The 12,194-nt window shown below is 67.5% G+C and carries 9 protein-coding genes; 8 read left to right on the forward strand and 1 reads right to left on the reverse strand.

All coding sequences use genetic code 11. The features are described 5' to 3' along the window. The first annotated feature begins 91 nt into the window (after nt 1-91). The 8 genes from E3O25_RS05880 to E3O25_RS05915 all read left to right on the forward strand — a co-directional run bounded on the left by E3O25_RS05880 (nt 92) and on the right by E3O25_RS05915 (nt 7,929). Nucleotides 92-1,069 carry a siderophore-interacting protein gene (locus E3O25_RS05880; RefSeq protein WP_134360703.1) on the forward strand — a complete coding sequence of 326 codons (978 nt, stop codon included), beginning with the start codon at nt 92-94 and terminating at the stop codon, nt 1,067-1,069. Continuing rightward, nucleotides 1,066-2,112, forward strand: coding sequence for an iron ABC transporter permease (locus tag E3O25_RS05885; protein ID WP_092111182.1), 1,047 nt, complete (start codon nt 1,066-1,068; stop codon nt 2,110-2,112). Before E3O25_RS05880 ends, E3O25_RS05885 begins: the two co-directional genes overlap by 4 nt. Further along, a complete protein-coding gene (locus E3O25_RS05890; protein ID WP_134360704.1) occupies nt 2,112-3,167 on the forward strand; it encodes an iron chelate uptake ABC transporter family permease subunit in 1,056 nt (351 codons plus the stop codon). Before E3O25_RS05885 ends, E3O25_RS05890 begins: the two co-directional genes overlap by 1 nt. Further along, complete coding sequence (locus E3O25_RS05895; RefSeq protein WP_134360705.1) at nt 3,167-4,012, forward strand: ABC transporter ATP-binding protein; 846 nt, start codon at nt 3,167-3,169, stop codon at nt 4,010-4,012. Before E3O25_RS05890 ends, E3O25_RS05895 begins: the two co-directional genes overlap by 1 nt. 64 nt (nt 4,013-4,076) lie before the next feature. After that, nucleotides 4,077-5,084, forward strand: a complete 1,008-nt coding sequence (locus E3O25_RS05900; protein ID WP_134360706.1) for an iron-siderophore ABC transporter substrate-binding protein — start codon at nt 4,077-4,079, stop codon at nt 5,082-5,084. Between the two features lie 157 nt (nt 5,085-5,241). Next, nucleotides 5,242-6,135 carry an ABC transporter substrate-binding protein gene (locus E3O25_RS05905; RefSeq protein WP_092111189.1) on the forward strand — a complete coding sequence of 298 codons (894 nt, stop codon included), beginning with the start codon at nt 5,242-5,244 and terminating at the stop codon, nt 6,133-6,135. Between the two features lie 19 nt (nt 6,136-6,154). Further along, the gene (locus E3O25_RS05910) at nt 6,155-7,162 is read left to right on the forward strand and encodes an amino acid ABC transporter permease (RefSeq protein ID WP_092111191.1); all 1,008 of its coding nucleotides are present in this window, start codon (nt 6,155-6,157) and stop codon (nt 7,160-7,162) included. Between the two features lie 14 nt (nt 7,163-7,176). Further along, the gene (locus E3O25_RS05915) at nt 7,177-7,929 is read left to right on the forward strand and encodes an amino acid ABC transporter ATP-binding protein (protein WP_166787682.1); all 753 of its coding nucleotides are present in this window, start codon (nt 7,177-7,179) and stop codon (nt 7,927-7,929) included. 91 nt (nt 7,930-8,020) lie between these two features. Here the strand turns inward: E3O25_RS05915 and hrpA are convergent, their stop codons facing one another. Beyond that, complete coding sequence (gene hrpA / locus E3O25_RS17415) at nt 8,021-12,121, reverse strand: ATP-dependent RNA helicase HrpA (protein WP_134360707.1); 4,101 nt, start codon at nt 12,119-12,121, stop codon at nt 8,021-8,023. Nucleotides 12,122-12,194: the final 73 nt, after the last annotated feature.

Genomic DNA, 12,194 nt, shown 5'->3' on the forward strand with positions numbered 1-12,194 from the left:
GTCGAAAACTGGGGGAGACCGGTGACCCGTGCGGTCTGCGCGCTGCCCGCCTGGGTGGTCATTGTCAGGTAAGGCATGCCATACTAAGGTGATGCTTACCTTACCGATTGAGACCGGCTCCGCCGCCACGATGGTCGTCGACCGTCCGGCCTACCGCCCCTATCGGGCCATGGTGGTGGGCATCCGTTCGTTGAGTGAGCACTTCACCCGGGTGACCTTCTTCGGTACCCAGTTCGACACCTTCGGCACCGCCGGCCTCGACCAGCGCATCAAGATCGTTCTGCCGCTGCCCGGCCGGGGCCTGGCCGAGATCGGCGCCACCGACGAACGCACCATCGCCGACGGCACCTGGTATGCCCGCTGGCGTGCGCTGCCCGACGCCGATCGCAACCCGTTTCGCACCTACACGATTCGCGCGGTGCGCCTCGAGCAGCGCGAGATCGATGTGGACTTCGTCACCCACGCCGGCCACGGCCCACTCGGTCCCGCCGCGCGCTGGTTGCAGACCGCAAGCGTCGGCAGCGACGTTCTCATCGTCGGCCCCGACGAGCGCAGCCCCGACCGCGCCGTCGGCTTCGACTGGCACCCGGCCCAGGCGACCGAACTGTTGTTGGTCGGTGATGAAACCGCCGCCCCCGCCATCTGCAGCATCCTCGAGAGCCTGGCAGCGGGTCGCCGCGCGCGCGCCTTCATCGAGGTGCCCAGCCCAGCGGATGCCCTGCCCCTCGCCCTGCCTGCAGGGTGCGAAATCACCTGGCTGGCCCGCGACAGAGCGCCGCACGGAGAACGCCTCGACCAGGCGGTGCGTGAGTGGGTCGCCGCCAATCGCCCCCTGGTTGATACGGCGGTCGCCACCACCCCGCAGCCGCTCGCCGAGGTCGACGTGGACTGCGACCTGCTCTGGGAATCACCCAATGCCGCGGCGGGAACGGGTTTCTACGCCTGGCTCGCCGGCGAATCCTGCATGATCAAACTGCTGCGACGTTTTCTGGTGAGCGAGACCGGCATCGACCGGTCGCGAGTGGCCTTCATGGGCTACTGGCGGCTGGGCCGGTCCGAAGCTCAATGACCCTGATTCTGGAACGACGCGCTCGCACCCGTCCACGTCGCGTCGTCATCGGCTTCACGTTTGCGTTCGTGCTTCTCGGCCTCAGCATTGCCGCCTCGCTCCTGGTCGGTACCCGGGAGATCGGTCTCGGCGCCGTCATCGATGCCCTGGTCAACCCCGATACCAGCCTGACCGATACTGCGCTGACTGACCGCACCGTCATCCTCGACCTGCGGGTGCCGCGCACCGTCGTCGGCCTGCTCGCCGGCCTCGCCCTCGGCCTGGCCGGCGCGCTCATGCAGGGCGTCACCCGCAACCCGCTCGCCGACCCCGGCCTGCTCGGGGTCAACGCCGGCGCCTCGCTGTTCGTCGTCGCCGGCGTCGCCTGGTTCGGTGTGACCAGTTCGCTCGGCTACGTCTGGTTCGCGTTCGCGGGCGCCGCCGCGGCCGCCACGATCGTCTACCTGATCGGTTCGCTCGGGCGCGAGGGCGCCACGCCGGTCAAGCTCGCCCTCGCCGGAACCGCGCTGACGGCGGCGTTCACCTCGCTCATCACGATCGTTCTGCTCGCCGACACCGCGGCCTTCGACCGCTACCGGTTCTGGGCAGCCGGCTCGCTCGTGGCCCGCGGCCTCGACGCCGCCCTGCCGTTGGCCCCGTTCATCCTGATCGGCGCGATCCTCGCCATCGTGGCTGCCCGCATGCTCAACGCCCTCGCCCTCGGCGACGACCTCGCCCGCGGCCTCGGCCAGAACCTCATGCTCGCCCGCGTCGTCTGCGCCGTGGCGATCGTGCTGCTCTGCGGCTCGGCGACAGCTATGGCCGGCCCGATCGTGTTCGTCGGCCTCGCCGTGCCGCACGTGGCCCGCTGGATCACCGGCCCCGACTACCGCCTCATCATCGCCTTCTCCGCGTTGTTCGGTCCGACCCTGCTCGTCGCGGCTGATGTGCTCGGTCGCGTCATCGGGCAGCCCGGCGAGATCGAGGCCGGCCTTGTCGTCTCGTTCCTCGGGGCGCCGGTACTCATCGCACTCGTGCGCCGCGTGAAACTGGCGGGCCTGTGATGACCATGCTCAGAGAGCGCCAAGCGGATGCCGCCCCGCTGACCGCCGCGCGCGCCCAGCGGAGCAGACGCGAACGACGCGTCGTGCTCGTGCTCGTCGGCGCCCTCCTGATCGTCGCCGCGTTCAGTCTCGCCGTCGGCGCCTATTCGCTGAGCGTGCCCGACCTGCTGCGCACCCTCGCCGGGCAGGGCACCCAGAGCGAGAACTTCATCGTGCTGTCGCTGCGGCTGCCGCGGCTGACCCTCGCCGTGCTCGTCGGTGTGGCCTTCGCGCTCTCGGGAGCACTGTTCCAGACCGTGCTGCGCAATCCGCTGGCCAGCCCCGACATCATCGGGGTCACCGGGGGAGCGAGCGCCGCCGCCGTCTTCGGCATGCTCATTTTGGGCTTCGGTAGCCTCGCCACTTCGTTCGCCGCGTTCGCCGGGGCCATCATCGTCGCCTGCGTCATCTACCTGCTGGCGCGCCGCGGTGGGGTGGTCGGCTACCGCTTCGTGCTGATCGGCGTGGGAGTCGCGTTCATGGTGCAGGGCCTGCTCGGCTACCTGCTCTCTCGCGCCGACCTCAACGACGCGCAGGGCGCCCTGCTCTGGCTGGTCGGCAGTGTGAGCGGCGCCCGCTGGCAAAACATTTCGGTCGTGGCGGTGCTGTTGCTCCTGCTGCTGCCCATCATTCGCTTGGCTGACGGTCGGCTGCGCGCCCTGCAGCTCGGTGACGACCTCGCGACGAGCCTCGGCGTCGGTGCCGAACGCACCCGGCTCGTGCTGCTCGTAATCGCCGTGGCGCTCGCCGCGACGGCGACAGCGGCGGTCGGCCCGCTCGCCTTCGTGGCCTTCGTCGCGGCGCCCATCGCCCGGCGCGTGGTCGGTACCGGCGGGCTCGCCCTCATTCCGGCAGCGCTGATCGGGGCGCTCATCACGACCGTGGCCGACTTCGTGGCCCAGCACCTGCTGCCCGGGCAGCTGGAACTGCCCGCCGGAATCATCACGGGCGCCATCGGCGCCCCCTACCTGCTCTGGCTGCTCGCCACCAGCAACAAAACCGGAAAGGGTGCCTGATGACCCCGATACTGCGCGCCGAGGGTGTGAGCCTCGGTTACGGCCAGACGCCCATCATCGAGAACCTCGACCTGACCATCGTGCCCGGCGCGATCACCGTCATCGTCGGGGCCAACGCCTCGGGCAAGTCCACCCTGCTCAAGGGGCTGTCCAGGCTGATCACACCGGATGCCGGCCAGGTCACCCTGGGCGGCCGCAGTATCAGGGCGCTGCCCGCAAAGAAGGTGGCCACGGTCGTGGGGCTGCTGCCGCAGCAGCCCGTCGCTCCCGACGGCATCACCGTGGCCGACCTCGTCGGGCGTGGTCGCTACCCGCACCAGGGCTGGTTTCGGCAATGGTCGAGCAGCGATGACGAGATCGTCGCCGCCGCCATGGCCGCTACCAACACCCACGAACTCGCTGCGCGTCGCCTCGAGGACCTCTCCGGCGGCCAGCGCCAACGGGTCTGGATCGCCATGGCCCTCGCCCAGGACCCCGAGATTCTGCTGCTCGATGAACCGACCACCTTTCTCGACGTGACCCACCAGATCGAGGTGCTCGACCTGCTGCTCGAGCGCAACCGCGAGCGCGGCACAACCGTCGTGATGGTGTTGCACGACCTCAACCTCGCCGCTCGCTACGCCGACCACCTCGTCGTCATGTGCGCCGGGCGCATCGTCGCCAACGGCACGCCCGCTGAGACGCTCACCGCCGAGATCGTGCGGCACGCCTTCGATCTCGAGGCGCGCATCGTTCCCGATCCCGTCTGCGGTTCCCCCATGGTCGTGCCGATCGGCCGGTTCCACGGGGTGGCGTCGACCACGACGACGCCCGGCGTGCGACACAACGAACCGGTAGTAATTTAGGGTAGGCTACCCTTATTGCGCGGGTGCTCGATGTCGCCCCGCGCCCGACGAACTGGAGAACGTTGTGTCCCGACGCCTTACCCTCACGCTCGCTGCCGCAGCGAGCATCCTTGCCCTGGGCCTGAGTGGTTGCACGGCCGCCGCCAGCGACGGGGCCGACCCCGCTGACGACGCGGCGGCATCCGGCAGCTTTCCCGTCACGATCGAGCACGCCTTCGGCGAAACGACGATCGAAACGCAGCCGACCCGCGTCGTGACCTGGGGCTGGGGCAGCGCCGATGATGCGATCGCGCTCGGCGTGACTCCGGTGGCGATGCCGTTCCAAAGCTACGCCGGCGACGAGAACGGCGTGCTGCCCTGGATCGACGAGGCGCTCGTGGGCCAGGAGATGCCGGTCATCCTGCCCGACACCCAGGAGCCCCCGTACGAAGACATCGCCGCCGCCGCCCCCGACGTGATCCTCGCCGCCTATTCCGGCATCACCGAGCAGGAATACGAGCTGCTCAGCGAGATCGCGCCGGTCGTCGCCTACCCCGGCGACGCCTGGGCCACCCCGTGGCGCGACCTCATCGAGATTACCGGAACCGCGCTCGGCAAGACCGACGAAGCCGACGCCCTGCTCGCGTCGATCGACACCGAAATCGCCGACCAGGCTGCCGCGCACCCCGAATTCGCCGGCAAGTCCATCGCGCTCACGAGCGACAGCGCCGGAACCTTCTACGTCTATAAAAAGGAAGACCCGCGCGTGGCCTTCACCCTCGACCTCGGTTTCGTCAGCGCGCCGGCCGTCGATGAGCTCGCCACCGACGAGGCGAGCTTCTACTACACGCTCAGCTACGAGCAGCTCGACCAGCTCGACAGCGACCTGCTGGTGAATTTCGGCTCCACCCAGGAAGAGTACGACGCGTTCCTCACCGCGAGCTACGCCCAGGCCATGCCGCAGGTGCAGGCCGGTACGGTCGCGTCCCCGGTCGGCGCTGCCTTCATCTCCTCGGTCTCCCCGCCCACCGGCCTCTCGCTGAGCTGGGGCCTCGACGACTACGTCGCCCTGCTCGCCGCCGCCGTCAAGTAGCGCTTTCGAGAACGGATGCCGCGCTGCCGGCCGGCAGCACGGTATCCGTCTGCTCGAATCTTCGCGGTCGAGGGTGCACTAGGCTCGTTAGGTCTTACCTGCGTGTGGGTTCACCGGCGAATCCGCGCATTTTCGCCCCACTAAAGAAGGAAGTGCCATGCGCGCACGCTACATCGTTCCGGCATTCGCCGCAGCAGCCGCTCTGCTGCTCACCGGCTGTGTCGACAACTCCACCCCGGCCGCCACGACGCCCCCGGGCGAGGTCAGCACGATCGAAGCGGATGCCGCTGCGGTCGCGCTGCTGCCCGACGACATCAAAAGCGCCGGTGTGCTCGTGATCGGAACCGACGCGGCGTACCCGCCGAACGAGTTCAAGGACGAGTCGGGCGCACCGATCGGCTGGGGCATCGAACTCGCCAGCGGCATCGCCGCCAAGCTCGGCCTCACGACCAAGTACCAGATCGCGTCCTTCGATAACATCATTCCGAGCATCACCGGCGGCACCGTCGACATCGGCGAATCCTCGTTCACCGACAACCTCGAGCGCGAGCAGCAGGTTGACTTCGTCAACTACTACAACGCCGGAATTCTTTGGGCCGCGCCGGTTGGAAGCACCGTCGACCCCGACAACGCCTGCGGCCTGACCGTCGCTGTGCAGGACAACACGGTCGAAGACACCGATGAACTCCCCGCCAAGAGCGATGCCTGCGTCGCCGCCGGTAAGGAAAAGATCGAGATTCTGCCCTACGGCTCGCAGGACGAAGCGACCAACGCGGTCGTTCTCGGCAAAGCCGACGCCCTCAGCGCTGACTCGCCCGTCACCCTGTACGCCATCTCCAAGGCGGAGGGCGAGCTGCAGCCGGCCGGCGAGAGCTTCGACACGGCGCCGTACGGCATCACCGTCGACAAGGGATCCGAGCTGACGGCGGCCGTACAGGCCGCGCTTCAGTCCATGGTCGATGACGGTTCCTACGCCAAGATCCTCGATGCCTGGGGCGTCACCGACGGCGGCATCGACACCATCACCATCAACGCCGCGTCCAACGGCTAGAGAATAAGCGACCCGCATCATGACGAACACGGCCGTGAACGGCGAAAAGACGGAGCCCGGAATCAAGGCGATTCGCCTGCGTCACCCGTGGCGCAACACCTTCGCGGTCGTGTTACTGCTCATCGTTGCGTTGTTCGTCGCCGATGCGGCGATGCGGCCGGCCTACGACTGGCCGGCGGTCGGCAAATACCTGTTCGACCAGCGCATCTCGCAAGCGGCGTTCGTCACCCTGCAACTCACGGTCTATTCGATGATCATCGCAATCATCCTCGGCGTGACCCTGGCGATTATGCGGCTGTCGCCGAACCCGGTGGTCAACAGCATCGCCTGGGTCTATCTCTGGGTGTTTCGCGGTACCCCGGTCTACGTTCAGTTGGTGTTCTGGGGCCTGATCGGCACGATCTACCAGTCCATCGACATCGGGCTGCCGTTCACCGAGCCGTGGGTGTCCTTCCCGACCCGGGTGGCGCTGAGTGCGTTCGTTCTCGCCATCGTCGGACTCGCCCTCAACGAGGCGGCTTACATGGCCGAAATCGTGCGCGCCGGCCTGCTTTCGGTCGACAGCGGCCAGGAGGAAGCCGCAACGGCCCTGGGCATGAGCTGGTTCCAGACCATGGTGCGCGTGATTGTGCCGCAGTCGATGCGGGTGATCATTCCGCCGGCTGGCAACGAGGTCATCTCGATGCTGAAGACCACCTCGCTGGTGACGGCCATTCCGTTCACCCTTGAGCTCTACACGCGCTCCCGAGATATCGCTGCTGTCACCTTCGACACCGTTCCGATGCTCATCGTGGCGTCGATCTGGTACCTGTTCTTCACCTCCATTCTCATGGTCGGCCAGTATTTTCTCGAGAAGCGTTTCGCTCGCGGCATCGGTGACCGCAGACCCGACAAGAAAGCGGATGACGCCACCGCGTCGGTCGCTGGCGCCATGACCGGCGTCATCCCGGTCGTCGGCAGCGGTCAACCTACCGTCGTGCTGCCGCCCACCGACCCGCGTGCTGACTCATCGAAGGGAGAACGCTGATGCCCGACACCCCCATGGTGGTCGCCGACCGCGTCTCGAAGAGCTTCGGCTCCAATGAGGTGCTCAAGAGCATCTCGCTTGAGGTCAAACGCGGCGAGGTCATGTGCCTGGTCGGGCCCAGCGGCTCGGGCAAGTCCACCTTTCTGCGCTGCATCAACCACCTCGAGGTCGTCTCGTCCGGGCGGCTGAGCGTCGACGGGGAACTCATCGGCTACCGCGAAGCCAACCACAGACTCTATGAGATGCGTCCCAAAGAGGCCGCACGGCAGCGCCGTGACATCGGCATGGTGTTCCAGCGGTTCAACCTGTTTCCGCACATGACCGCGCTGCAGAACGTGATGGAAGCGCCGATTCGGGTCAAGGGCCTCTCCAAAGCCGGAGTTGAAGCGAACGCCCGCGTCCTGCTAGCCAGGGTCGGCCTCGCCGAACGCGCCGACTACTATCCCGCGCACCTGTCCGGCGGTCAGCAGCAGCGGGTGGCTATTGCCCGCGCCCTCGCCATGGAACCCAAGCTCATGCTGTTCGACGAGCCCACGAGCGCGCTCGACCCCGAGCTGGTCGGTGAGGTGCTCGACGTCATGCAGGGCCTCGCCCGCGATGGCATGACCATGATCGTGGTCACCCACGAAATGGGATTCGCCCGCGAGGTCGCCGACTCGCTCGTCTTCATGGACGGCGGCGTCGTGGTGGAGAGCGGTGTGCCCACCGAGGTGCTCGCCAACCCGCAGCACCACCGCACCCAGGCCTTCCTCTCCAAGGTGCTCTAGCCCCCGCTCTCTCCTTTCCGGGCCCACGATAGATCATGGTCCCGGTTGCGTAAGGTGGGCCCGGGCGGGAAAACACCCCCACGGAGCACCTCTAACCGGCGAGCACCTTCTGAATCCGCTGCAGCGATACCGACTCGGCGGCCTTGAGCTCCTGCGCAAACAGGCTGATGCGCAGCTCCTCGATCATCCAGCGGGCGCGGAGAACCGGCGCTGCGGCATCCGCTGGCAGCGGCATGGTGCCGCCGGCGGTTTCGAACCGAGTGGTAGCGGCCTGGGTCTCGTTCATCCAGACTCGGTCGCGGCTGGGGTTGTCGACCAGTTTCGGCACGCGGGCGCTGATTCCGCCGAGGTAGCGCGGCAGATGCCGCAACCGGGCCAGGCCGGTCTCACTGACGAATCCGGGATAGACCAGGGCGGTCAGCTGCTGGCGGGCGTCGCTGATTCCGGGCAACAGCGCCATGCTCGTTGCGGCCTTGAGCGCCTTGTCGGCCAGGCGATGAGCGGTGAGAATGCGGGCGACCAGCCCCACGGTCTCGAACATGGAGTCCATCACCACCCCCGACACCCGGTCGCGAATGGTGTCGAACTCCGCCTTCATGAACACCTGCCCGTCGGGACGCACCCGAAACAATACGTCGTCGACGGCTGCGGCGAGGCAATCCTCGAACAGGGACTGCGTGCTCTTGTACGGGCTGGTCGCCAGCGACAGCTTCTCAGCCGCGGTCAAATGCTGCTGCACATACGCGGCCGGTGACGGCGTGGCGAGCAGCAGCAGCCGGCGCACCCCGCGGGGCAGTGCCCGAGCCTGCTCCAGCTCGGTGCTCATCATGCGAATAGAAACGGATGCCCCGTCATCGACGAGCGTCGGATACCCGCGAATCGTGTTGTCGCCCTGCAACGCGTCGAGAAACCGGGGGAGCTCGCCGAGGTCCCAGGTCGTGAGGCCGCTGCGTTCGATCGCGTTGCTCGGCGCGGCAGCACTCGTGGCCTTCGCGACGCTCTCCCGCACCCGGGTGCCGAGCCGACGTTGCAGGTCGGCGAGGTCTTTGTCGGCGGCGACCGTGCGCCCCCGTTCGTCGGTCACGACGAAGGTCATGCGCAGGTGGGAGGGAACACGGCCGAGCTCGAAGTCGCGCGCGGTCACCGGCACGTAGGTGAGTTTTTGAATCAGCGCGGCGAGCGTCTCAGCAAACGAGGCGTCAGGCACCGGCGTCGGCAGGGTCTCCACGATTCCCGGTTCGCCGGGCAGCTCAGCCAGAAGCCGGGCCGCCCAGTCGGCGGCGGGAACGACAGTACGACGGATGCTTTTCGGCAGCGACTTGATCATGGCGGTCACCAGTTCGGCGCGGAGGCCCGGTACCTGCCAGTCAAAACCGTACGGCGACAGTCGCGCCAGCAGCGCGAGTGGAATGCGCACGGTCACGCCGTCGTCTTCCTTGCCGGGTTCGAAGCGGTAGCCGAGGGTCAGGCGCTGGTCGCCCTGCTGCCAGCTCGGCGGAAACAGCCGTTCGTCGATCTCGGGGGAGTCCTCGGCGACGAGGGCGTCGGCGGTCATGGTGAGCAGGTCGGGGGTGTCGAAGCGGGCCGTGCGCCACCAGCCCTCGAAGCTCTTGGTCGACGACACCTCGGCCGGGATGCGGCGCTGGTAGAAGTCGAACACGGCCTCGTCGTCAAAGAGGATGTCCCGGCGCCGGGTGCGCTCCTCCAGCTCGGCGAGTTCCTCCCGCAGCCGGGCATTGGCGCGTTCGAACGCCCACATTCCGGGGTCGCCGGTCTGGCCGGGGCGGCCGCCCCGGCTCGCGCTCGAGCCGACGGCCGGCGTGCGGCCGGAACCGCGGCCGACCGTACCTCGACCAGCGCTGGCGTCGCCGCCGTCGACCGAGATGCTCACGCGCTCATTGCGGGACGGTCCGCGGCCACCGCGATCGGCTTCTTTTTCCGCCGCAGCGGACTCCGGTCCCGACGCGCGGTCCCACTCGCCCTCGACCAGGGCGTGCCGAATGAACAACTCCCGGGCGTAGGCCGGATCGATCCTGGAGAACTGCACTCGGCGGCGGGCCACGATCGGCACTCCGTACAGGGTGACCCGTTCGTAGACGACGGCGGCGCCCTGCTTCATCTCCCAGTGTGGTTCGGAGTAACTGCGTTTGCACAGGTTACCGGCGAGCGGTTCGGCCCAGGCCGGGTCGACGACCGCGTTCATGCGGGCGAACAGCCGGCTGGTCTCGACCAGTTCGGCGCTCATCACCGCGCTCGGCTGTTTCTTGGCCAGGGCCGAGCCGGGAAACAGCACGAAGCGCTGCTGTCTTGCGCCGACATAGTCCTTCTTGGCAACATCCTTCAGCCCGATATGCGAGAGCAGCCCGGCCAGCAGCGACCGGTGCACGCCGTCGGGGTTCGCGCTCGGTTCGCCCAGGTGCAGGCCGAGCGGTTTGGCGAGCTGGCGCAACTGGCGCAGCACGTCCTGCCACTCCCGAACCCGCAAATAGTTGAGATATTCGTTCTTGCACAGCCGCCGAAAAGCGCTCGAACCCAGTTCGGACTGCTGCTTCTCGAGGTAGTTCCACAGGTTGAGCAGGCTGAGAAAATCGCTCGTGGGGTCGATAAAGCGGGCATGGAACTGGTCGGCCTGGGCGCGCCGCTCGAGCGGGCGCTCGCGGGGGTCCTGAATGGTCAGGCCGGCGACGATCGCCATGACCTCCCGGCTGGTGCCCTGCGTCTTCGACTCGATCACCATGCGGCCAAAACGCGGGTCGATCGGCAGCTGCGCGAGCTGTTGGCCGATGCGGGTGAGGCGCGGGGTGGCCGGGCCGGCGGCGGCAGGTGGGGTGGTGGCATCCGCTTCAGCACGGGCAGGGCGGCGACCGCTTTTGGTGTGGCCGGCGCCCTCAGCCTCGATGGCGCCGAGTTCGGCGAGCAGGTCGAGGCCGTCCTTGATATTGCGTGAGTCCGGCGGGGTCAAGAATGGGAACGAGGCGATGTCACCGAGGCCGAGCGAGATCATCTGCAGAATGACTGCGGCGAGGTTGGTGCGCAGGATCTCCGGCTCGGTGTAGTCCGGGCGGCGCAGATAATCTTCTTCGGAATAGAGCCGAATCGCGATGCCGTCGCTCGTTCGGCCGCTGCGGCCGCTGCGCTGGTTGCCGGAGGCCTGCGAGATGGCTTCGATCGGCAGGCGCTGCACCTTGGAGCGCACGCTGTACCGGCTGATGCGCGCGGTACCGGCGTCGATGACGTAGCGGATGCCCGGCACCGTCAGGCTGGTCTCGGCCACGTTCGTCGCGAGCACGATGCGCCGCTTCACCCCGGCCACCGTGGACGGTTGGAACACCCGGTGCTGGTCGGCCGACGACAGCCGGCCGTAGAGCGGCAGCACCTCGGTGGGATTGCGGCTGGCCGCGGAGGCGTACTTGCCCTGCAGGGCGTCGGCGGCGTCGCGAATCTCGGTCTCACCGGAGAGAAAGACCAGCACGTCACCGTTCGATTCGCGTTCGAGTTCGTCGAGGGCGGCGGTGATGCCCTCGATGTAGTCGCGGTCCACCGGGGGAGCGGCATCCGTCGTGTCGTCATCGTCATCGGCGGCCTCCACCACGAGCGGGCGGTAGCGAATCTCCACCGGGAAGGTGCGGCCGGAGACCTCGACGACCGGTGCCGGGGTGCCGTCGGCGGCCGCGAAATGCTTCGCGAAACTGGCCGGGTCGATCGTGGCCGACGTGATGATGAGCTTCAGGTCGGGGCGCTTGGGCAGCAGCTGCCGCAGGTAGCCGAGCAGAAAGTCAATGTTGAGGCTGCGTTCGTGCGCCTCGTCGATGATGATCGTGTCGTACTTCTGCAACATTCGATCGCGGTGAATCTCATTCAGGAGGATGCCGTCGGTCATCAACTTGATGCGAGTGTCGGAGCCGACTTTGTCGGTGAACCGCACCTGATAGCCGACCAGCTGCCCGACCTCCTGGCCGAGCTCCTCGGCGATGCGTTCGGCGATGGTACGCGCGGCGAGCCGGCGCGGCTGAGTGTGGCCGATGTTCTTTCGGCCCAGTTCCAGGCAGATCTTGGGCAGCTGGGTGGTCTTACCCGACCCGGTCGACCCGGCGACGATCACGACCTGGTGGTCGCTAATTGCGCGGGCGATGTCGTCCCGACGCTGGCTGACCGGCAGTTCGGGCGGGAAGGTGATCTTCAGCGTTTCCATGAAGTCTCAATATTACTTCGGTCATGTCATTGCTTTCGCGGTCAGTGAACATTGGGTGTTCGGGGGGTAGAAG

Source organism: Cryobacterium sp. TMT1-3 (assembly GCF_004402315.1).
GTDB classification, from domain to species: domain Bacteria; phylum Actinomycetota; class Actinomycetes; order Actinomycetales; family Microbacteriaceae; genus Cryobacterium; species Cryobacterium luteum.